The sequence below is a fragment of the Odoribacter sp. Z80 genome (assembly GCF_009935865.1).
Lineage (GTDB): Bacteria > Bacteroidota > Bacteroidia > Bacteroidales > Marinifilaceae > Odoribacter.
In genome coordinates, this window is record NZ_QWEL01000001.1 from 244,430 (window position 1) to 266,346 (window position 21,917).

Genomic DNA, 21,917 nt, shown 5'->3' on the forward strand with positions numbered 1-21,917 from the left:
GGTGGTGAATTTTCAGGTATCAGATCGGTTTTGTTTTCTCAGCCAGCCAATCTGCTTCCTGTTGGGTTAAATAAGGTATAGTTTCTTGGTATACTTTCTTGTGATAGTCATTCAGCCAACGTTTTTCTTCTTCATTTAAAAGTTCAGGGACGAGGGCAGAAGTATCAAAATAACAAAGGGTTAATGTTTCAAACCCGTACCATTCTCCAAATTCATTTTGAGTCACCGGCACACAGAGTATCATATTTTCATGCCGGATTCCGTGAGCTCCCTCTCGGTAAAGTCCCGGTTCATCCGAAGTAACCATCCCCGGACAAATGGGTTGTTTCTTTAAGTCCTGGCGGATAGCCTGCGGCCCTTCATGTACATTTAAAAAGAAGCCGATGCCATGTCCGGTTCCGTGTCCGAAATTCCGGCAGGCCTGCCAAAGAGGCTGACGGGCCAGAACATCCAGGTTACATCCGCAGGTTCCTTTCGGAAAAATACATTGACTTAAAGCAATCATTCCTTTCAATACTAATGTATAATCTTCTTTTTCCTGACGGGTCAGGTCTCCGAGAGGAATGGTGCGGGTGATGTCCGTAGTTCCGTGTGTATATTGTGCTCCGGAATCCACCAGGTATAACCCCCTGGGTTCCAGGATAGCGTCCTGGCCGGGAGTAGCCGAATAGTGAGGCAATGCTGCATTTTTGCCGTAAGCCGAGATATTCTCGAAACTATCCGATACATATCCTTCATTTTGGGAGCGAAAAGCGGTCAGACATCCGGAGACTTCGGTTTCCGTCAATTGGTTGTCTATATTATGATACAGCCAATAGAAGAACTTTGTCATAGCTACGCTGTCTTTTAAGCAGGCTTTCCGAAAACCTTCTATTTCTTTTTCAGTTTTCAGGGCTTTGGCCAATATGACAGGTGAACTCACCTCTTCTAAAACAAACAGGGAGGTGAGTTTGTGAAAAACAGCATAATTCAGGCTTGTAGTATCGATACAGAAATGCTTTCCTTTCTCCAATTGCTCAAGAAACAAAAAAAGATGGTGATAGTCATGGATTTCAATATTTGCTTGTCCTAACTGTAAGGCTGTTTCCTTACCGACTTTGGACGGTTTGATGAACAGGTGGGACTTTTCCCTTCCGACAATGGCATAACTGATGGCTACTGGATTGTAGGCAATATCATTCCCACGAATGTTATACAGCCAGGCAATCTCATCCAACGCACTGAATAAGAAATAATCGGCTTTTCTGTCTTTCAGTATATTTTGTATCATACCGATTTTTTCCGAAATAGAAGTACCGGTGATTTCAGGAGAAACAGAGAATATCTTTCCTTCTGGAAGAGCTGGACGATCGAGCCAAATTTCACCGATTAAACAGCTGTTGTCAAACAACTTTATATTTTTTTCTTCAAGTATCGCTTGCAGGTGTTTCCATTCGTTGACGGATGTACAAAAACTGTCGGCTCCGACCCGGCTGTCTGCCGGTAATACGGAGGCCAGCCATTCCGGATAATCAATGGCATCCGCAATCCGAAGTTTATGGAGCCGGATTCCTGTATCTTGCAATTGTTTTTCAGCTTGAATAAAATAACGTGTATCCGTCCACAACCCTGCGTCTTCTTTTAAGACCACAACCGTCCCGAAAGAACCGGTAAATCCGGAAATCCATTCCCGCTGTTGCCAGGCTGCAGGCAAATATTCATTGTTGTGCGGGTCTGTTCCTGATATGATGTAGGCATCCAGGCCCTCTCTTTCCATGAGTTTTCTTAAAGTAGCCAGTTTTTCCTTAATAGTCATAATTCGTATTCGTAAAATTAAAAGCATTCAAATATAATAAGAAAATTTGAAAAGGATAGGGGAATACATACTCATTACATGTGTAACATCGTATTTGAATTAAAGCAAAGAGATGTGTGATTTACATCTGTAATTTATTTTACAGAGTATTGTACATATTTCATTTTGTCAAAGGGTGTGTTTACAAAAATTTACATGTATTAATTTTATTGTATCTATAATAATCACAACCAGATACTTATGTGTAAAATCAAGCTCATTTACTTTAAGAATAAAGCCTTATGTTTTATTCTTAAACCGGTAAAATAAGGGGTGTAGAGGGTATTTGTTTTTATATAACATTGTTATCCAGTATATTAAATATAACTATATAAAGTATTATATCATGCAAAAACAGAACACGGATAATTAATTGCAAATGGATAAAATATGAATAATCAATATACTATATAATATTAGTAAATAAGTATACATCTAATTATCTAAAAATGAGATACATACTATGCGTTGTTTTGAAATTCAATTATATATATTACAACTTTAAAGTATATGATATTACAGATGTAATTTGTTTGATTGAAGATATTGTATTACATTTGTAATGCAAATCATTACTATATGCAAGAGAGATTCAAGCAACTTTTGGAAGAAAAAGGATTGACAGCAACTCGTTTTGCTTCAATGATTAAAGTCAATGCTTCTGCGATGTCCCATATATTGAATGGACGCAGTAAACCGGGCTTTGATGTTTTGGATAAAATAGCCCAGGCTTTTCCTGAACTCAATCTGAATTGGTTGATTTCGGGAAAGGGAACTATGTATGGAGTACCGGTTTCTCCGGTGCAGGAAGTTCTGTTTCAGCCTGACGACGAAAAAAAAGGAGATAAAGAACATAAAGAAGAGAAGAGTGTTGTACCGGACTTGAAGACTACGGTTGAAGAAGTGGAAATGCCGGTTCAGCAGGCGGGAAAACGCAAAAATATAAAAAGAATAGTCCTGTTTTTCGAGGATGGAAGCTTTGAAGATTACGAAAAATAGAAATTTCCGTAAACTCCAAAGCCGTAGTTTTATTTTCCACTGAATTTTTGTACTTGTCCGCGAATCAGTTCCAGGTCATCAAAATAATTGATTTTCATTGCTTTCCTGACTTCGTCTAACGTTTGTGCAGCTGTTTCCCGTGCCGTATGACATCCTTTTTGCAACATGTCATAAACAGCGGGAATATCCTTTTCAAATTCTTTGCGCCGGTTGCGGATGGGTTCCAGTTCCTCCTGCATGATTGCGTTCAGGAATCTCTTCACTTTCACATCCCCGAGTCCACCTCTCTGGTAATGTGCTTTCAATTCTTCCAGATTGGCATATTCCGGTAAATATCTTTCGAAATGTTCAGTTTTGGAAAAGGCATCCAGATATGTAAATACTGTATTTCCCTCTATACGTCCCGGATCTTCTACTCGCAAGTGATTCGGGTCGGTATACATGCTCATTACTTTTTTCTGCAGTTCTTCCGCCGTTTCTGAAAGATAAATGCAATTATTTAAAGACTTACTCATTTTGGCTTTACCGTCTGTTCCGGGCAACCGGAGGCAGGCAGCATTGTCGGGTAATAAAATTTCGGGTTCAATCAGCGTTTCTCCATAGATGGAATTGAATTTACGGACAATTTCCCGCGTTTGTTCCAGCATCGGTTCCTGGTCTTCTCCGACAGGAACGGTTGTGGCTTTGAAAGCCGTAATATCGGAAGCCTGACTGATGGGGTAAGTGAAAAAACCGACCGGGATGGAAGTTTCGAAATTTCTTATCTGAATCTCGGTTTTTACTGTAGGATTTCTTTGCAGCCGGGAAACGGTCACCAGGTTCATGTAATAAAATGCCAGCTCACAAAGCTCCGGGATTTGCGATTGGATAAAGATAACGGATTTTTTCGGATCCAATCCGCAAGCCAGATAATCTAAAGCTACCTCCACGACATTCTGGCGCACTTTCTCCGGATTTTCTGCATTATCGGTCAACGCCTGGGCATCCGCCACCATAATAAACACTTTCTTATAACATCCTGAATCCTGGAGTTCCACTCTTCTTTTCAAAGAACCTACATAATGTCCAATGTGCAACCTACCGGTTGGACGGTCTGCTGTCAGTATGATTTTTTCCTTGTTCATATTTATTTTATTAATCCTATAATTTCTTTGACAGAATGAAAATCATTCTCATCCAGATAATTATTAATTCCGTCTATTATTTTTACCGTAATGGCCGGGTCGATAAAATTGGCCGTACCGATTTGGACGGCAGATGCACCTGCCAATAAGAATTCAATAGCGTCTGTAGCACACATAATTCCTCCCAGTCCAACAACCGGAATCTTCACGGCTTTAGCTACTTGCCATACCATACGTAAAGCAATCGGTTTAACACAGGCTCCGCTAAGTCCTCCTGTTACTGTGCTTAATACGGGTTTACGTTTGCGGGCATCAACGGCCATGCCGAGAAGCGTATTGATCAGGGAAACCGAATCGGCACCTTCTGCTTCGACAGCCAGTGCTATCTCTTGAATGTTAGTGACATTCGGAGAAAGTTTTACCATCAGATGTTTGTGATATACTTTTCTGACAGCTTTAACCACCTCTGCTGCAGAAGCGCAGCTTGTGCCAAAAGCCATGCCTCCTTCTTTGACATTGGGACAGGAAATATTCAGTTCTATGCCCGGTATATTTTCCAGGCTATTGATTTTTTCTGCAGTGGCAGCATAGTCATCAATTGTAGAACCGGAAACATTTACCAATATATTGGTTTTTATATGGTTAATTTCCGGATAGATATGCTCTATAAAGTAATCCACTCCCTTATTTTGTAATCCTACGGCATTCAGCATACCGGAAGGGGTTTCTGCCATACGCGGATAAGGATTGCCTTCCCGATGCTTTAGGGTAGTGCCTTTTACGATGAAACCACCCAAACGTTCTAAATCTATAAATTCTTGAAATTCAATGCCGTACCCAAAGGTACCTGAAGCAGTTAGAACAGGATTTTTCAGCTCTAAGCCGTTCTTGAGGTTAATATTTAAATCTGCCATTTCAAATCGTTTATATTGAATACTGGTCCTTCTGTACAAACACATTGATGTCCTTTTTGGGTATCGTTGACACAGCACAAACAAGCACCAATACCACAAGCCATCATGTTTTCTAAAGAAACTTCACAGTCAATCTTATTCAAATAAGCATACTGTGCAACTGCTTTCATCATGGGAGAAGGTCCGCAGCAAAAAATGTGTTGAAAAGATTCCTGGAGAAGTGAGTGCTGGGTAGGATACCCCTTTTCTCCATAAGAGCCGTCTTCGGTTGTATAGTATACTTCCGCATATTTTTCAAATTCTTCCTTTAAAACGATGTCTTTACTGGTACGGGTTCCGATCAGGACAACAGGTTCCATTCCCTTGTTTTTTAATTCTTTTGCCAGATACAGTAACGGAGCCACACCAACACCGCCACCGACAAGCAAACATCTGTCACGGCCGGAAGGAATGGTGAAACTGTTCCCTAACGGTAAAACAATGTTCAGGTTATCACCTTCCTTTAAGGTAGCTAATCTGGCCGTACCTTTGCCTGCGATTTTTACCATTAAATAAAGCAGGCCTTTTTCCCTTTCCACATCATGGACGGAGATAGGACGCCGCAGGAAAGTGGAGGGAGAATCTTCCACTTTAACGTTTACAAATTGACCGGCTTTGATTTCCGGTAATTCGGGTGAATACAGCACCAACAGAAAGGTGTCATCATTCAGTTTTTTGTTTTCTTGTACGATAAAATCGATTATCTTTTTCATTCTTAATAGATTAATCTTTTTTTAATTTTTCCTGCAAATAGCGTCCGGTATAAGAACCTGGGCATGCTGCCAGTTCTTCCGGTGTCCCTTCGAACACAATCGTACCTCCGTTTTTCCCACCTTTCGGGCCTAAATCAATCACATGATCCGCACATTTTATAACATCCATGTTGTGTTCGATAATTATGACGGAATGGCCCCGTTCAATCAAAGCATTCAGGGCATCCATCAATTTATGTATATCATGGAAATGCAATCCCGTAGTAGGTTCGTCAAATACAAAAAGGGTAGGCTCGGCATTTTCGCGGCTCAGGTGATAGGCCAGTTTCACTCGCTGACTTTCACCTCCGCTCAAGGTGCTGGAAGATTGTCCCAATTTTACGTATCCAAGTCCTACATCTGCTAATTTTTGCAATTTGTCTACTATGCTACGTTCATTATGGCCATTACCGTCGGAAAAAAACTCCAGGGCTTGGTTTACCGTCATTTCAAGAATATCGTAAATGCTTTTTTCCCTGTACAATACTTCCAGGACATCATCTTTAAACCGGCGGCCCTTGCAATGTTCACATTCTAAATATACATCGGCCATAAATTGCATTTCCACCTTGATAATTCCTTCACCCTGGCATTCCTCACAACGTCCTCCCGGGACATTGAATGAAAAATGAGAAGGTTTGAAACCTTGATGTTTTGCACCCGGTGTATCTGCAAAAATTTTCCGGATATCATCCCAGGCTTTTAAATAGGTTACCGGATTGGAACGGGTAGATTTACCTATCGGATTCTGATCTATGAATTCCACTCCTTTTATTGCTTTTAAATCTCCGGAAAGTTTATCAAAACTACCGGCCCGGTCGGAATAATCCTCATAATTTTTTTTCAGGGCCGGTACCAGTATAGATTTGATTAATGTGCTTTTGCCGGAGCCACTGACTCCGGTAATAGCCGTCATCACTTTCAGAGGGAAATTTACGGTGATGTTCTTCAGATTATTTTCCGTTGCTCCGGACACTGTAATTTTTTTATTCCAGGAACGTCTTTGAGTAGGCACGGCTATACTTCTTCGTTCAAAAATATAATCTGCCGTTAAAGTGTCAGCAGTTTGCATCTGCTTCATATTCCCTTGAAAAATAACTTCACCTCCCAAACGACCTGCCAGGGGACCGATGTCGATGATTTCATCAGCGGCTTTGATAATATCTTCGTCATGTTCAACCACGATGACTGTATTACCCAGGTCGCGCAGTCTTTTCAACACCCGGATTAACTGTTCGGTATCTCTGGAATGCAAACCGATACTGGGTTCATCCAGAATATACAACGAACCGACCAGAGCAGAGCCCAGGGATGTTGCCAGGTTTATTCTTTGGGATTCTCCGCCGGAAAGCGAAGAAGAAAGGCGGTTCAGGGTTAGATACCCTAAACCTACATCCATTAAAAAATCCAGACGGTTCCGAATATCGGGTAAAATTCTTTCAGCAATCTGCATCTGTCCGGCAGTTAATTCCAGGCCGTCAAAAAACTCCTTTAATTCGGAAACCGGCATTTCCACCAATTCCGGGACAGACTTACCTCCGATTTTTACATAGGACGCCTCCGGTTTAAGACGGGTACCATGACATTGCGGGCAGGTTGTCTTTCCCGTATACCGGGCAATCATCACCCGGTTTTGTATTTTGTATTTCTTAGATTCCAAGTAAGAGAAGAAATCATAAATCCCGCTGAAAGCCGGACATCCGTCCCACAGTACCTTCTTTTCGGTTTGACTGAGTTCGTAATAAGGTTTATGGACAGGAAAATCCACTTTATGGGCATTCCGGACCAACTCCTGTTTCCATTCGTTCATTTTTTCTCCCCGCCAGCAGACAACGGCATCTTCATAAACACTCAGAGACTTGTTCGGGATCACCAAATCTTCGTCAATACCTAAAATACGGCCGTAGCCTTCGCATTTCGGACAAGCACCGATGGGTGAGTTAAAACTGAACATATTAACCGAAGGTACGGAGAAATTTATACCATCAGCTTCAAAGCGATTGGAAAAAGAATGAATTTGTCCGTCTATCTCAATAAAACATTCTCCTTTTCCCTCGTACAATGCCGTCTCTATGGATTCAGATATCCGGGAAACCGTGTCTTTTTCCTCATTGACATGGATTCTGTCTATCACCAGCCACATCTCCGCACCGGAATCAAAGGACAGGGCTTTCGTTAAAACATCATCAATCCGGTAAAATTCATTTCCGGCTTTTATTCGTACGAATCCCTGGTTAAGCAGTAGTTTTAAAGTTGCCGGCTCTTTCAGGTGTTCGGGTTTTGACAGGATGATGGCCGTTTTCCCGGAATGATTCAGGATAAAATGAGTGATGTCATCCACCTGGTCTCTCTTTACCTGGCGTCCGGAAATGGGGGAGATGGTTTGCCCCGCCCGGGCATATAATAATTTGATGTAGTCGTAGATTTCCGTGGAAGTGCCTACGGTAGAGCGGGGATTGGAAGTATTTACTTTTTGCTCGATAGCAATAGCGGGGGGGATTCCTTTGATGTAATCGCATTCCGGTTTATTCAGCCTTCCCAGAAACTGCCGGGCATAAGCCGACAGGCTTTCCACATATCGCCTCTGGCCTTCAGCATATAAAGTATCAAATGCCAGGGAAGATTTTCCGCTTCCGGATACGCCCGTGATGACAATCAGTTTGTTCAGGCCAATCTTCAAATCAATATTTTTCAGATTGTGCACCCGGACTCCCTTCAATTCTATATATTGTTCATTCATAAAAAACAGCGCCGTTTATCTATGGCAAAGATAATGAAAAGTTATATTCAGAAAAAATAAAAGCACCCCTGCAAGGAGTGCTTTTAAGCGTTTGGAATATGTTTGGAAATACGTTTATAGTCCGTTAATGACTTTAGTTAATTATTCGGAAACCACTTCGAACTGAACATCCACTTTCACTTCGCGGTGAAGTTTGATAACAGCAGTATAAGTTCCGACTTCTTTGATTTCTTTCAGCATGATTTTCTTCCGGTCGATATCAAATCCCTGAGCAGTCAGAGCTTCAGCAATCATGATATTGTTTACGGAACCGAAAATTTTGCCGGTACTGCTGGTTTTTGTACCAACAGTCAGTTTCACTTCAGCCAGTTTTGCTGCCAGTTCTTCAGCTTCTGCTTTCAGTTTTGCTTCTTTATGAGCGCGCTGTTTGGTGTTTTCGGCTACGATTTTTTTTGCAGCTTCAGTTGCCAAAATAGCATATCCCTGAGGAATCAGGTAATTACGGCCATATCCGGGTTTTACGTTAATCACGTCATCTTTGTGACCCAGATTTGCAATATCTGTCAATAATATAATCTGCATTTCTTGTCCTCCTTTTAATTATTTCATCAAATCGGTTACGTAGGGCAACAAAGCAAGATGTCTTGCTCTTTTTACGGCAGTTGCAACTTTTCTCTGGTATTTCACAGAAGTTCCGGTAATTCTTCTCGGAAGAATTTTACCTTGTTCATTCAAAAACTTCTTCAAAAACTCAGGGTCCTTGTAATCAATGAATTTGATTCTTGCTTTTCTGAAACGGCAGTATTTTTTCTTTTTTACATCCACCGTTGGGGGGGTCAGATATCTGATTTCACTTTCATTCTGTGCCATGGCTTATTTCTCCTCTTGTTTAGCGTATTTACTTCTTCTTTTTAAAGTATACTCATAAGCATACTTGTCTAATCTGAACGTTAAAAAACGAATAACTCTTTCGTCGCGTCTGTAGGCGGTTTCCAGTTTGTCAACCAATGCACCTTCTGCCTCGAACTGCAACAAATGATAGAATCCGGTCGTCTTTTTCTGGATCGGATAAGCCAGCTTGCGAAGTCCCCAAGCTTCCTCATGTTCAATAGTACCGCCATTTGCAGTAATGGTACTTTTGAATTTTTCTACCGCTTCCTTTATCTGTTGTTCAGATAAAACGGGAGTTGTAATGAAAACGGTCTCGTAATGATTCAACATAATTAATTGATTATTAGTATAAAATTAATTTATCGGCCACAAAGATAACATTTTCACCCGAAACGAACAAGAAATCAGCTTAAAAATTCGGACAACTAATTAACGGACAGGGAAGGGTAGGTCAATATATTTTTCTCTTGTTCAAAGCTTTATGGTATTCTATTGCATGCCGGTTGTGTTCACGTAACGTACGGGAAAAATGGTGTCTGCCGGAGAAATCACTTTTTGCACAGAAAAACATGTAATCATGGTGCTGATAATTTAAAACCGCATCTACAACCTGAATGGAAGGCATCCGGACCGGACCGGGCGGAAGTCCCGGATTCTGGTATGTGTTGTAGGGAGAGTTTATTTTCATGTGTTTGTCCAGGACACGTTTCAGAGAGAAATCTCCCAAAGCAAATTTTAAGGTGGGACAAGCTTCAAGTTTCCAGCCTTTAGCAAGACGGTTGAGGTAAACTCCTGCGATCGTTGCATACTCGTCTGTGCGGTTGGTCTCTTCTTCCACAATGGAAGCCACAATCAGTATATCCATCGGAGAGAGACCTGCTTGTTTAGCCTTGTCTAAGCGTTCCTGTGTCCAGAATTTATCATATTCTGTATGCATTCGCTTCATGAAATTTTCAATGGAAGTATTCCAGTAAATCTGGTAAGTATTGGGAATAAACATACCCGTGAAATTTTCTGATGTAAATCCCCATTTCTCGGCATATCCAGGCGCTTTTGCCATTTGCACAAAGGCGATGGAATCCACATTCAGTTGCCGGGCAACTATTCCTGCCAGTTCTTCTATGGTCCGGATATTATTAAACGTAAAGTGAACGGGTGCCTGCTGTCCGCTCCGCAACATATTAACCGCCTCGTTATTGCTCATACCATTCGCCAGGCGATAGCGTCCCGGTTTGATTTCGGTGGAGTATTTTTTGAGTTCAGCCACCTTGCGAAAAGTGAGACTATTTCTGATATAGCCCTTATTTTCCAGGGTTTGCACCACCGAATCCAGAGAATCACCAGGGCGTATAAATAGGATTCCGTCATCGGTAACCGTTAAGTTGGGACGTTGTATCACGTAATACCAGGCACATCCCAAACCGGCCAGGCCAATAAACACCATCAGGCAAAGAAAAATCCAGAACTTTTTCATAACCAGAGCTTATATTATCATTTTATTCCTCATTCCGGAAATAGAGCGTATAATAATTCATATCCCTTTCTGCATCATATCCTTTCCGGATATATTTTTTTTCTCCGTGAATGTAGACATGAAAATTTTTATCCAACTTCAGCACATGCCTGAAATATTTCTTTTCATCCTTGACAGCATAGTCGGAAACAGCAAATTCATTGGATAAATTCATGTTATTATCCGTTTCGTACTGAGACTTGAAATTTTCAAAAGCGTGGATAACTTCCGGTTCACGTACTACTTCTTCCTTAAAACGGTCTTCTGAAAAAACTTCAGCATCTTTGAAAAAATTGATGGAGCGGTTGAGCATATCAATTTGGTCGGCCCGGGGAACATCATTTTCCTGGTTGTAAATATCCTTCACAAAATTTTTACAGAGGTCCAGGTAATTGGCTGTTTGAAAATAACTGTCTTCTCCAGGTTCCAATCCCAGAAAATCCGTGGTCCAGTAAACGGCTTCTTTGGTATTGGTTTTGTCAAGGATACACACTTTATAGCCGTTTTCAGGGGTTATATTGAATATAATGCAGGCTTTATCCAGTTTTTTTATGTTGATACCGGACTCTCCGATTAATTGATAGGTATTTTGATTCAGTACTATTTTCAGAAAAGTATCTTTGGTTTCAGATTTGAAAATACCGATGGCATCACAAATTCCTTCTTCTATATTGCAATTCCGGAAATGAACAATATACAATTCTCCGGGTTTTATATTCGGATTATTAGATTGCTCATATAAATGTTGTGCCATTTCCACCGACTGCTCATAAAATGCCTGTTGGTCACTGAAAACAGCTGTTGCGGAAGCGTACACCGGATTGTTCAGCAATTCTCCTTCGTAAGGTAAGAAATGGTAATAAGCATCCTTTTTGAAAGCGGAAAGGAAATAACTTTTCAGCAAATGAAGCACATCCGTATCTTCCGGAAGAAAACAGTTGTCGGACAAGGAGAGAGAATCTCCTTCAAATTTATTTCCGATATGGTGAATGACAATATTAGCAATCTCACAATTTTCAAAATTGATCATGATTATTCTGGTTTAAAATCTGAATCTGACACCTAAATTTAAATTCTCCTTAAATTGTAATTTCCGGGAATAATTTTCATCGTAATTGGTTTCCGTATAAACGGAAGCAGACATGAAATAATTGATCTTAAAGTTTATGCTCATTTTCCAGTTTGCGGTGACCGGGATACGCTTTTTCTCCTCATTTTCCGTTCCTTTATTGAGGTATTTGTCCTTATTTTCATAACTCATGAACAGTTTCACTTCGTTGGTGATTTCCATAATTTTAAAAATATTGACAATCTTACTGTATACGTTTAATTGTGCACCGGCTTCCCGCTTTGAACGTTTGCCTTCTTCTATGCCGTAGCGTTGGGCGTCCACTTTGGAAGTGTCCCGTACGAAATTCCATTTTCCGGCAATGGGAGAGAGTACCAACGAAAAATTGTCATTGGGCTTATAGTCCATACCCAAAGAGAGGGTAAAGTAACCGGGACTCATAAAATTAGCAACTAATATACGGTCCGCATCTTTGGGATAATCGTAAGAGTTGAATAACTGGGTCTGAGCATTGAATTGTGTTGTATAATACCAGTGTTTAAAAGCCTTTTGTCCCAATTTAGAATTTAACTCAAGCCAGTCTTCGTTTTTACGAATATCTTCCTCTCCGGTTTTCATGAATCCGAAGCGATAATGCATCCGGTTTTCCCAGCTGGTTTTATTTTTATTGTAATTCCAGTAGTAGCGGAGGTTACTAAGCAGAGAAAGGGAGTTTTCGCCACCACTGGCCCAATTGGCCACTTTGCCCTGGCTCATATTGATTTCCACTTCGGAATAGTAGGTCCAGTAACGCCTTTTCAATTCTCCCGGCTGCATCGGTCTCAATGCAAACCATTCTTTCGGAATAGGATTGGCTATGACTTCTTTTTTTTCCGGCATTTTTTTCTGAGGAGTCGGGACCTGATAGACATCTTCGTCCACATAAATTTTCAGACGGTTGGCATCCGGTATGACCTCGATCCAGGTTCCAATGGTATCGCCGGCTTTTGTATTGGCCCAAAACCGATGAAAAGAAGTCCGGCCATTATTCATCCAAAAACGCAGGGTATTTTCAGTAATATTCATGATTTCCACCAATACCGAATCACGATTCGCATCTCTGAGCCACAAATAATTGGAATCATTTCGGACATAAGAGAGAAAAGTCTGCAAATCCGTATTTTTGTAATCCTCAAAATCTCCGGTCAGCAAATGCTGATTCGCTTTGTAAAATTCAATGCTGTCGAAAGTAATGTGTTCCTGTATTTTCCGTATCGCTTGTTCCTGGCGCGGAACAAAGGATTCTGAGTACTCCTTCAGGTAATGAACCATTTTTTTTAAGCGTTCATTTTCGGCATATTTAACCAGAACACGGATGGCTTCCTGAACCTCAGCATCGGTGTATTTTTCCTGTTTCAGGTTTTGAAGGGCATAGCGGACTCCCGGATTCTCAATATCGCTGTTTTCCAGTTTCTTTTTTACCAGCAGGACGGGAAAAGCACTGGTTGCCGCAAGTGAATCCTTTCCCCGGACAGGCTGTGAGTTTAGAGTCCGGAGCTGTATGGTATCCGGTTCTATTATCTGGGCACTGAGAGGGGAGACACCTGATAAAAACAAGAAAAACAGGAAAAAAAACTTCATGTCTCAGGTTTTATTTAAAAGGAGAATCGGGTTCTTTTGCCATGTGCTTATAACTGAGATAATCTACTAAAGCAGGCATCCATTTACTCAGGAATACAGCCAGTTTCCCTTCAACAAAAGTCATGATAATCTCTCTCTTTCTTTTCCGGATTCCTTTTACAATCAGGGAGGCACATCGTTCTGCACTCATCATTTCAGACTCATTTCTGGGACTTTCACCTTGTTGGCGTCCATCTGCATCCAACGCTGTTTTTCGTATATTGGAAGCTGTAAAACCGGGTGCGGCCACCAGGACATGCAGGCCTTTTTTCCGATTTTCAATTCTTACGGTATTCAAAAAACCCCTCACGGCAAATTTACTGGCTGCATAACCCGTCCGTCCGGGAAGACCGATAAAACCTGCAATCGAGATGATTCCGGCAACGCTCCCTTTAGTTTGTAATAAATAGGGTAAAGCGTATTTGGTACAATAAACGGTTCCCCAAAAATTAACATCCATAACTTTATGCAAAACCATGGTATCCAGATCTTGCAGTAAGGCCCTCATAGAAATACCGGCATTATTGATCAATACGTCGATTCGTCCGAAATGCGCGTAAGTTTGTTCTATCAATTCTTTACAAGCAATTTCCTTGGTGACATCCGTCCGTACAGGAAGAATGTCCGTGCCTTGCTTTTTTAAATCTTCTTCGATACGCAACAATTCCTCAATGTTCCGCGAGGCAATCGCAATCTTCGCTTTCTGACGTGCTAATTCATATACTAAAGCTTTACCGATTCCAGAAGATGCACCCGTAACAATTACAACTTTATCCCGCATAGTCAATCGTTTTCTGATTATTTGGACAAAGATAATCATTTTTGTTTATTTGGTGTAGCATTCTGATCGGAAAGAGGGTTTTTATTCCACCTCTATATTGTGTCCTATAATTTATATTATGTTAAGTAGTGGATTTCCAAAAAAGGGGGAGTATTGCATCCCCCTTGAGTATTTAAGTTATTGGGCATTTAATTTTGCCTGGATTTCATCGTATTTCTGCTGATATTTGGGATCGGTATTTCTCAACCTGAAATACAATTGTTTTAATGTAGCCAGTGTATTCTGTTCTGTTGGTTCCAGCTCCAGGGCTTTTTCAAAGTAAGGAATAACAGACGCATATCCGGCATACACTTTTTCGATACCTTTGTTATATTCGTTGATATCTACAATATTGCTGACTTCCTGGTCCAATTTTATCACCTCACTTAATTTTACATTTCCCAAACCATACTGAGCCATAAAATCCTTAGGGTCATATTCTAATGTTTTCTGGTACATTTCTCCGGCTTTCTCCATCTGCTGGAGTTTTTCGTACAATAATCCCTTTGCCCTGTAATAAGATGCATTTGTCGGATCCTGCTCGATGGCCTTGTCCAGGAATACAAATGCTTTTTCGGCATCCGTATTCAGATAATGGTTGATCAGTTCCACCAGCATAGCCGAATTGTTAGGAAACAATTCATATCCTTTTTGCAGTACCTTCAAGGCTTCCTCTTCTTTGTTCTGCGCTTTCAAGGCTGCAGCCAGGAAAGGATAAGTCTGGGAAAGATTGTAATTATACGTCAGAGCTTTCTTGTAGTATTCCTCTGCTTTGACAAAATTATTGGATCTTTGTGCAGCAATAGCAGCATTAAAGATCACGGCCGTATCTATTACTGCTGCATTTTCTTTTGTCACAATCGGTGAATGTTCCAGTTCCAACACTTTTTCGAAAGTATTGAAAGCTTCCGCAAAATTGTCGGCATTGTAATATTCAATTGCTTTATTGGTATAATCAATAATCAGATTTTTATATTGTTGTTCCAATTTATCCGTATATTTTTTCTTTACATCCAACTCAATCACTTTATTGTAGGCTTCCAGGGCAATATCCAGAGCATTTCCGGGGGCTAATTTCCGGTAATCAGGTATCGGGCTTTCATAAAGAGCCTGATAAATTTGTCCTTTCGTAAAATAGCCTTTGTCATAATTTGCACATGCTTCGTGCTGCATTGCTTCATCAATCAACTTTTTGGCCTGATCCAGCTTACCTGAAGTAAAGTAACTTGTTGCTTGTATTACTTTTCCTTTTTGTGCATAAATTGCAGTTACACAAAAAAGGAGAACCATAAGGAAAGATAATTTTCTCATACGTAAAAATGTTATATTAATTTATGTTCATTTCACGAATTTCGGAGTTTCCGGGTTACATTAATCATTATTATCCTCCGGAGCTAATCCGGTATTTTCTTCTGTAAACTCGCTGTTTTCTTCTTTCGAAGCAGAAACTTTGGCAACAGCAGCAATCGAATCGTCGTTCCGCAGGTTGATTAATTTTACACCTTGGGTATTCCGTCCCATGACCCTCAGGCTGCTTACCTCTAAACGTATAGTAAGCCCGGAACGGTTAATAATCATCAGATTATCTTCATCGGTCACATCAATCAAGGCAATCAGATTTCCCACTTTTTCCGTCATGTTGATTGTCTTGACGCCCTTCCCTCCCCGGTTGGTTATTCTGTAATCTTCTATGGCAGAACGTTTCCCGTAACCGTTCTCAGAGACAACCAAAATGTTGGCATTAGTCGGTTCAACACAAACCATTCCAACAGCTTCGTCTGTTTCTTCCATCCAGACTCCGCGTACTCCTGAAGCCGTACGACCCATCGGACGCACTTTAGATTCCGGGAAACGGATGGCTTTACCCGATTTAACGGCAATCATAATATCGTTTTCCCCATTCGTCAGTTTGGCTTCCAATAACTGGTCACCTTCCTTAATGGTAATGGCATTCACTCCGTTCTGACGCGGACGGGAATAAGCTTCCAATGTCGTTTTCTTGATAATTCCTTTCTTGGTACACAGTACGATATAGTTGCTATTTATATAATCAGCATCTTTCAATGACAGTAGATTAATATAAGCTTTCACTTTATCATCCGGTTCTATATTCAGTAAGTTCTGGATTGCCCGGCCTTTGGATTGTTTGGTGCCTTCCGGAATTTCATATACCTTCAACCAGAAACATTTTCCTTTTTCAGTAAAGAAAAGCATGGTGTTGTGCATGGTAGCCATAATCATGTGCTCCAGGAAGTCTTCATCCCGGGTTGCGGAACCTTTGGATCCGACTCCTCCCCTGTTCTGGACTTTATATTCAGATAATGGAGTGCGTTTGATGTACCCCATGTGGGAAATGGTGATAACCATTTCTTCATCGGCATAAAAATCTTCCGGATTGAATTCTTCGGAGGCATAAACAATGTCTGTCCTGCGGTCATCTCCATATTGGGCTTTCACTGCCAGAAGCTCATTCTTAATGATCTCCATACGCAATTCTACCCGTGCTAAAACATCGTTTAAATGAGCAATTAATTTTTCAATTTCCTCGTATTCCGCCCTCAGTTTTTCCTGCTCCAGACCGGTTAATTGGCCCAGACGCATGGCCACAATGGCTGCAGCCTGTTTATCCGTCAGGCTAAAACGTTCCATCAGGGCACTTTGTGCTTCAACAGGGTTTTTGGAAGCCCGGATCAATTTGATCACTTCATCAATGTGGTCCGAAGCAATAATTAAACCTTCCAGAATATGGGCCCGTTCTTCGGCTTTACGCAACTCAAACTGCGTACGGCGAACCACCACTTCATGCCGGTGTTCCACGAAATGATGGATCATATCTTTGAGATTCAATAATTTCGGCCGCCCATGTACTAAAGCTACATTGTTGACACCGAAAGAAGATTGTAAGGCCGTATGTTTCAATAAGGTGTTCAATACGACATTGGAAATGGCATCTTTCTTTACATCTATAACGATCCGCATTCCCTCACGGTCAGACTCATCATTAATATTGGAAATGCCATCTATTTTTTTCTCATTGATCAAGTCGGCTATCCGGGAAATCAGTTCCGCCTTATTGATCATATAAGGAATCTCATGCACAATGATTTTTTCCCGTCCGTTAGGCAGAACTTCTACAGAGGTTTTGGCCCGGATAACAATGCGGCCCCGCCCTGTCAGGTAAGATTCCCGCACACCACTATACCCGTAAATGGTACCTCCGGTAGGAAAATCCGGTGCTTTGATGATTTTGATTAAATCCTCAATATCGATATCCTTATTATCTATATAAGCACAAATGGCATCAATGGCATCGTTGATATTATGCGGAGGCATGTTGGTAGCCATCCCGACGGCAATACCGGAAGCTCCGTTGACCAACAAATAAGGAATACGGGTGGGAAGTACTGTCGGCTCTTTTAATGAACCGTCGAAGTTATCTGTCATATCCACCGTATCTTTGTCTATATCCACCAGCATATCTTCAGTAATCTTCGCCATACGGGCTTCTGTATAACGCATTGCCGCAGGACTGTCGCCATCTACGGAGCCAAAGTTACCCTGGCCGTCAACCAGCGGATAACGCAAAGACCATTCCTGGGCCATACGCACCATAGCCATATATACGGAACTATCGCCGTGCGGGTGATATTTACCGAGTACCTCTCCTACGATTCTGGCTGATTTTTTATAAGGTTTTCCGGATGTCAAGCCTAACTCATCCATGCCGAACAACACACGTCTGTGTACTGGCTTCAAGCCGTCACGCACATCCGGTAAAGCCCGCGAAACAATCACCGACATTGAATAGTCAATGTAAGATGACTTCATTTCCTCTTCAATGTTGATTTTAATAATTTTTTCTCCGCCGTTTTCCATCTATATTAAATTTCTGTTAATCAATTAAATAAATAGGACAAGTGCACTCTTTATTGCATTTTCCCAAAAAATCACACAAATGTAATAAAATCAGTTGTTATAAAAAGAATTTATCTCCATTTTTTAGTCTTCCGGAATCTCTGTTGTGAAAGTATCGTAGGCCAATTTTACATTCACGGGCAATTCTTTTGCTACTTCCGCAGCCAGTCCCATTTGATGGCCGATGTGAGTCAGATAGGCTTCTTGGGGTTGAATGGTTTCAATCACTTTCAACGCTTCTGTCAAGTTGAAATGAGAAAGGTGTTCTTCCTTTCTCAGGGCATTAATGACTAAATATTTCACTCCTTTCAATAAATCCATCGAAGTTGAAGGTATGGTTTTAGCATCCGTAATGTAAGCAAATTGATGAATCCGGAAACCCAATACGGGCATTTTGTAGTGTAAAACCGGTATGGGAATCACCCGGATGTCATCTATATAAAAAGGAGAGCCATCCAATACATGATAATTGATTTCCGGTACTCCGGGATAACGAAAAGCTGCGAAAGCATAAGAAAAATCTTTATATACGACTTCTTTGGTACCCTCATTGCCATAGACATCCACCCCGCCTTGTTTTACCCAATTGAAGGCCCGGACATCATCCAAGCCTCCCACATGGTCTTTGTGGCCATGAGTCAACAAAATTGCCCGGATATCTTTTACTCCTGCACGCAACATTTGGTAACGAAAATCCGGACCCGCATCAAAAATCAGCTTCCGGCCCTTTATTTCCAACATGGCAGAAGACCTCAAACGTTTATCATGTTTATTCACAGACTGACAAACCGGACAATTACAAGCGATCACCGGTATTCCCTGTGACGTCCCGCTTCCCAAAATTGTTAATTTCATTGCTTTCTAAATTGTCTCAACAAAGATAATATTTATTGCAAAATTGGTATTATCTTTGAACGAAATAAATTGTAATTCATTCATGGGAAAATTGTTTTTACTCCCTAATACATTAGGTGAAACAAGTATTGCGGCAGTCATACCCTCCGAAGTAATTGATGTTATCAGAAGTATTAGGATATTCGCAAGCGAAAATCCCCAAAACACTCGTCGTTACCTGAAAAAAATAGACAAAAATATAGTTATTGATGAGTTGATATTTTTAGAATTAAACGAGCATTCTTCCGCCAAAGATACCGAAGCCATATTGGCTTATTTGGAAAAAAACGATGTAGGAATTATTTCTGAAGCCGGTTGTGCAGGCATTGCAGATCCGGGAGCGGAACTGGTGGCTCTTGCCCATCAGCATGATTATCGCGTCATCCCTTTGGTTGGCCCCTCTTCTATTCTTTTATCTCTCATGGCATCCGGATTAAACGGACAAAATTTTTCTTTTCAGGGGTATCTGCCTGTCAAAAACAATGAGCGGAATAAGGCGTTGAAAAATTATGAAAGACAGTCGGCTTTAGAAAACCGGACACAAATTTTCATTGAAACTCCTTACAGAAACCGGAAACTGTTTGAAGAAATGCTCCAGACTCTGCATGCCGATACTTTACTGACCATTGCCTGTGATATCACAACCCCCAATGAGTATATAAAAACGCTGCCTGTCCGGGAATGGAAAAAGCAACAGCCGGACATCCACAAACGTCCTGCCATATTTCTGATTTACGTTCCACGCTCTTTCAAACGGTGCTGATTTTTCACAGGTTACAAATTTATACCGTTTCCGACTTTTTTCTGATATTCACGCAGAAAGACCAAACCCCCTGTTTTCATTTTTCAGCAACTCTTTGAAAAGAGAATACGTAGATAATGGGTAAATATGAAAGAAAAGGACATGGAAAATTCTGTAAGGATTACTGACATATTGGGAGAGAAACAAGAGTATTATTTAGGGCATACATGCCAAACTGTCCCTGCATTCTTATTGCATCTACCCTCCCCGGATACGGTGGAAAGAATATGGGCAGACAGCAACCGCTCCCAGCAGACACTCAATAACTTTCAACGTCTGTTGAGCCACGGACGTCTGGCTGGTACCGGCTACATTTCCATTCTCCCGGTGGACCAGGGGATAGAACATACTGCAGGGGCGTCTTTTGCTCCCAATCCGCTTTATTTCGACCCCGAAAATATTGTTCGGTTAGCCATAGAAGGTGGTTGTAGTGCTATTGCTTCCACATTCGGAGTTTTGGGAAGCGTAGCCCGTAAATATGCACATAAAATTCCCTTTATTGTGAAAATAAATCACAATGAACTGCTTAGCTATCCCAATAACTATGACCAGATCCTCTTCGGTAGTGTAAGGGAAGCCTGGAATATGGGAGCTATCGGAGTCGGTGCCACCATCTATTTCGGTTCACCAGAAAGCCGCCGTCAACTGACAGAAATTGCGAAGGCATTTGAATACGCACATCAACAGGGGATGTTCACCATTCTTTGGTGCTATCTGAGAAATCCTGCATTTAAAAAAGAAGGGACAGATTACCATGAAGCGGCCGATCTGACCGGCCAGGCTAATCATTTGGGGGTGACCATAGAAGCGGACATTATAAAGCAAAAACTACCGGTCACCAACGGAGGTTTTACAGCTTTACATTTCGGAAAAACGGACGAACGAATGTACAACCGGCTTGCCTCTCCCCATCCCATTGACCTATGCCGTTATCAGGTCGTGAATTGTTATATGGGACGTGTGGGGCTGATAAATTCGGGAGGTGCTTCACAGGGAGACAATGATTTGCAGGAAGCAGTCATTACGGCAGTTGTAAACAAAAGAGCCGGAGGCATGGGTTTGATTGCAGGGCGGAAAGCTTTTCAAAAAAATATGCAGGATGGCATACATTTATTGCACGCCATTCAGGATGTATATCTGGATCAAGAGATTACCATTGCCTGAGAAATATGAATCAATCTTTTTTCTTTCCCTGATTGGCAACGGCATTCATCAATTTATTAATTTCTTCGGGGTCTCCGAGAAAATAATCATTGATCAAATGCATTTCTTCATCAAAATCAAATACATAGGGAACAGCCGTAGGTAAGTTCAAGTTGACGATATCTTCATCGGAAATATTTTTCAGGTATTTAATAATTCCCCGCAAGCTATTCCCGTGAGCCGTAACTAAAATCTGGTCTGTTACTTGCAAAGAAGGAAAAATTTCTTTTTTCCAATAAGGTAAAATCCTTTCTACGGTATCTTTCAAAGCTTCCGTAGAAGGTAACATTGCCGGGGGCACTTGTTTGTAACGCCGGTCGAAACGAGGGTTCCGGCTATCTTCCGGAGACAGTGCCGGAGCAGGAATATCGTAACTCCTACGCCAGATTAACACTTGTTTGTCACCATACTCTGCTGCGGTTTCACTTTTATTCAAACCTTGTAAGGCTCCATAATGCTTTTCGTTCAGTCGCCAGCTTTTTTCCACCGGAATCCAATCCAAATCCATCGCATCCAACACATAATTCAAGGTTTTTATGGCTCTTTTTAGATAAGATGTATAGGCTTTATCGAAAACAAAACCTTTTTCTTTCAATAAATTACCCGCTTTTACTGCCTCTTTTATACCCTGTTCAGACAAATCGACATCGGTCCATCCGGTAAACCTGTTCTCTTTGTTCCATAAGCTTTGTCCGTGGCGAAGCAAAACAATCCTTTTCATACTGGTTCTGGTTTAATATGATAAGTAC

The 21,917-nt window shown here is 41.2% G+C and carries 19 protein-coding genes; 3 read left to right on the top strand and 16 right to left on the bottom strand.

Annotated features, from left to right (window positions below):
- Positions 1 to 19: 19 nt before the first annotated feature.
- Positions 20 to 1,795, bottom strand: a complete 1,776-nt coding sequence (locus tag D1136_RS01010; RefSeq protein WP_161875755.1) for an aminopeptidase P family protein — start codon at positions 1,793 to 1,795, stop codon at positions 20 to 22.
- Positions 1,796 to 2,413: 618 nt separating this feature from the next.
- Between D1136_RS01010 and D1136_RS01015 the strand changes: the two genes are divergently transcribed.
- Complete coding sequence (locus D1136_RS01015; protein ID WP_161875756.1) at positions 2,414 to 2,833, top strand: helix-turn-helix transcriptional regulator; 420 nt, start codon at positions 2,414 to 2,416, stop codon at positions 2,831 to 2,833.
- A 29-nt stretch (positions 2,834 to 2,862) separates the two neighbouring features.
- Here D1136_RS01015 and trpS read toward each other — a convergent pair whose 3' ends face one another.
- From trpS to D1136_RS01085, 14 genes are all read right to left on the bottom strand, one after another.
- On the bottom strand, positions 2,863 to 3,957 hold the full coding sequence (gene trpS, locus D1136_RS01020) for a tryptophan--tRNA ligase (protein WP_161875757.1): 1,095 nt from the start codon (positions 3,955 to 3,957) through the stop codon (positions 2,863 to 2,865).
- Positions 3,958 to 3,959: 2 nt separating this feature from the next.
- A complete protein-coding gene (locus D1136_RS01025) occupies positions 3,960 to 4,871 on the bottom strand; it encodes a dihydroorotate dehydrogenase (protein WP_161875758.1) in 912 nt (303 codons plus the stop codon).
- Positions 4,859 to 5,623, bottom strand: a complete 765-nt coding sequence (locus D1136_RS01030; protein WP_161875759.1) for a dihydroorotate dehydrogenase electron transfer subunit — start codon at positions 5,621 to 5,623, stop codon at positions 4,859 to 4,861. Before D1136_RS01030 ends, D1136_RS01025 begins: the two co-directional genes overlap by 13 nt.
- Positions 5,624 to 5,633: 10 nt before the next feature.
- Positions 5,634 to 8,402 (bottom strand): excinuclease ABC subunit UvrA, encoded by a 2,769-nt coding sequence (gene uvrA / locus D1136_RS01035; RefSeq protein ID WP_161875760.1) that lies wholly within the window; start codon positions 8,400 to 8,402, stop codon positions 5,634 to 5,636.
- A gap of 141 nt (positions 8,403 to 8,543) precedes the next feature.
- Positions 8,544 to 8,984, bottom strand: a complete 441-nt coding sequence (gene rplI / locus D1136_RS01040) for a 50S ribosomal protein L9 (RefSeq protein WP_161875761.1) — start codon at positions 8,982 to 8,984, stop codon at positions 8,544 to 8,546.
- 18 nt (positions 8,985 to 9,002) lie between these two features.
- Entirely contained in the window at positions 9,003 to 9,272 is a 270-nt protein-coding gene (gene rpsR, locus D1136_RS01045; protein WP_161875762.1) for a 30S ribosomal protein S18, read from the bottom strand.
- A 3-nt stretch (positions 9,273 to 9,275) separates the two neighbouring features.
- Complete coding sequence (gene rpsF, locus D1136_RS01050) at positions 9,276 to 9,623, bottom strand: 30S ribosomal protein S6 (protein ID WP_161875763.1); 348 nt, start codon at positions 9,621 to 9,623, stop codon at positions 9,276 to 9,278.
- Between the two features lie 121 nt (positions 9,624 to 9,744).
- Positions 9,745 to 10,767 (bottom strand): endolytic transglycosylase MltG, encoded by a 1,023-nt coding sequence (mltG, locus tag D1136_RS01055; RefSeq protein WP_161875764.1) that lies wholly within the window; start codon positions 10,765 to 10,767, stop codon positions 9,745 to 9,747.
- Positions 10,768 to 10,789: 22 nt separating this feature from the next.
- Positions 10,790 to 11,836, bottom strand: a complete 1,047-nt coding sequence (locus D1136_RS01060; protein WP_161875765.1) for a nucleoid-associated protein — start codon at positions 11,834 to 11,836, stop codon at positions 10,790 to 10,792.
- Between the two features lie 12 nt (positions 11,837 to 11,848).
- On the bottom strand, positions 11,849 to 13,495 hold the full coding sequence (locus D1136_RS01065) for a DUF3078 domain-containing protein (protein WP_161875766.1): 1,647 nt from the start codon (positions 13,493 to 13,495) through the stop codon (positions 11,849 to 11,851).
- Between the two features lie 10 nt (positions 13,496 to 13,505).
- Complete coding sequence (locus tag D1136_RS01070; RefSeq protein WP_161875767.1) at positions 13,506 to 14,315, bottom strand: SDR family oxidoreductase; 810 nt, start codon at positions 14,313 to 14,315, stop codon at positions 13,506 to 13,508.
- Between the two features lie 177 nt (positions 14,316 to 14,492).
- A complete protein-coding gene (locus tag D1136_RS01075; RefSeq protein WP_161875768.1) occupies positions 14,493 to 15,665 on the bottom strand; it encodes a tetratricopeptide repeat protein in 1,173 nt (390 codons plus the stop codon).
- A 60-nt stretch (positions 15,666 to 15,725) separates the two neighbouring features.
- The gene (gene gyrA / locus D1136_RS01080) at positions 15,726 to 18,230 is read right to left on the bottom strand and encodes a DNA gyrase subunit A (RefSeq protein WP_161875769.1); all 2,505 of its coding nucleotides are present in this window, start codon (positions 18,228 to 18,230) and stop codon (positions 15,726 to 15,728) included.
- Between the two features lie 123 nt (positions 18,231 to 18,353).
- Positions 18,354 to 19,124, bottom strand: coding sequence for an MBL fold metallo-hydrolase (locus tag D1136_RS01085; protein WP_161875770.1), 771 nt, complete (start codon positions 19,122 to 19,124; stop codon positions 18,354 to 18,356).
- Positions 19,125 to 19,206: 82 nt separating this feature from the next.
- On the opposite strand from D1136_RS01085, the gene D1136_RS01090 reads away from it, so the two are divergent.
- Complete coding sequence (locus tag D1136_RS01090) at positions 19,207 to 19,926, top strand: SAM-dependent methyltransferase (protein WP_161875771.1); 720 nt, start codon at positions 19,207 to 19,209, stop codon at positions 19,924 to 19,926.
- Between the two features lie 126 nt (positions 19,927 to 20,052).
- Positions 20,053 to 21,129: a class I fructose-bisphosphate aldolase gene (locus D1136_RS01095; RefSeq protein ID WP_370461302.1), complete on the top strand. Its 1,077-nt coding sequence runs from the start codon at positions 20,053 to 20,055 to the stop codon at positions 21,127 to 21,129.
- 10 nt (positions 21,130 to 21,139) lie between these two features.
- Here D1136_RS01095 and gpmA read toward each other — a convergent pair whose 3' ends face one another.
- A complete protein-coding gene (gene gpmA / locus D1136_RS01100; protein WP_161875772.1) occupies positions 21,140 to 21,889 on the bottom strand; it encodes a 2,3-diphosphoglycerate-dependent phosphoglycerate mutase in 750 nt (249 codons plus the stop codon).
- Positions 21,890 to 21,917 lie beyond the last annotated feature (28 nt).

Excerpts from the sequence above, each read along its gene's own strand:
- D1136_RS01010 (WP_161875755.1), bottom strand. The coding sequence starts at position 1,795 with ATGACTATTAAGGAAAAACTGGCTACTTTAAGAAAACTCATGGAAAGA.
- D1136_RS01015 (WP_161875756.1), top strand. The coding sequence starts at position 2,414 with ATGCAAGAGAGATTCAAGCAACTTTTGGAAGAAAAAGGATTGACAGCA.
- trpS (WP_161875757.1), bottom strand. The coding sequence starts at position 3,957 with ATGAACAAGGAAAAAATCATACTGACAGCAGACCGTCCAACCGGTAGG.
- D1136_RS01025 (WP_161875758.1), bottom strand. The coding sequence starts at position 4,871 with ATGGCAGATTTAAATATTAACCTCAAGAACGGCTTAGAGCTGAAAAAT.
- D1136_RS01030 (WP_161875759.1), bottom strand. The coding sequence starts at position 5,623 with ATGAAAAAGATAATCGATTTTATCGTACAAGAAAACAAAAAACTGAAT.
- uvrA (WP_161875760.1), bottom strand. The coding sequence starts at position 8,402 with ATGAATGAACAATATATAGAATTGAAGGGAGTCCGGGTGCACAATCTG.
- rplI (WP_161875761.1), bottom strand. The coding sequence starts at position 8,984 with ATGCAGATTATATTATTGACAGATATTGCAAATCTGGGTCACAAAGAT.
- rpsR (WP_161875762.1), bottom strand. The coding sequence starts at position 9,272 with ATGGCACAGAATGAAAGTGAAATCAGATATCTGACCCCCCCAACGGTG.
- rpsF (WP_161875763.1), bottom strand. The coding sequence starts at position 9,623 with ATGTTGAATCATTACGAGACCGTTTTCATTACAACTCCCGTTTTATCT.
- mltG (WP_161875764.1), bottom strand. The coding sequence starts at position 10,767 with ATGAAAAAGTTCTGGATTTTTCTTTGCCTGATGGTGTTTATTGGCCTG.
- D1136_RS01060 (WP_161875765.1), bottom strand. The coding sequence starts at position 11,836 with ATGATCAATTTTGAAAATTGTGAGATTGCTAATATTGTCATTCACCAT.
- D1136_RS01065 (WP_161875766.1), bottom strand. The coding sequence starts at position 13,495 with ATGAAGTTTTTTTTCCTGTTTTTCTTGTTTTTATCAGGTGTCTCCCCT.
- D1136_RS01070 (WP_161875767.1), bottom strand. The coding sequence starts at position 14,315 with ATGCGGGATAAAGTTGTAATTGTTACGGGTGCATCTTCTGGAATCGGT.
- D1136_RS01075 (WP_161875768.1), bottom strand. The coding sequence starts at position 15,665 with ATGAGAAAATTATCTTTCCTTATGGTTCTCCTTTTTTGTGTAACTGCA.
- gyrA (WP_161875769.1), bottom strand. The coding sequence starts at position 18,230 with ATGGAAAACGGCGGAGAAAAAATTATTAAAATCAACATTGAAGAGGAA.
- D1136_RS01085 (WP_161875770.1), bottom strand. The coding sequence starts at position 19,124 with ATGAAATTAACAATTTTGGGAAGCGGGACGTCACAGGGAATACCGGTG.
- D1136_RS01090 (WP_161875771.1), top strand. The coding sequence starts at position 19,207 with ATGGGAAAATTGTTTTTACTCCCTAATACATTAGGTGAAACAAGTATT.
- D1136_RS01095 (WP_370461302.1), top strand. The coding sequence starts at position 20,053 with ATGAAAGAAAAGGACATGGAAAATTCTGTAAGGATTACTGACATATTG.
- gpmA (WP_161875772.1), bottom strand. The coding sequence starts at position 21,889 with ATGAAAAGGATTGTTTTGCTTCGCCACGGACAAAGCTTATGGAACAAA.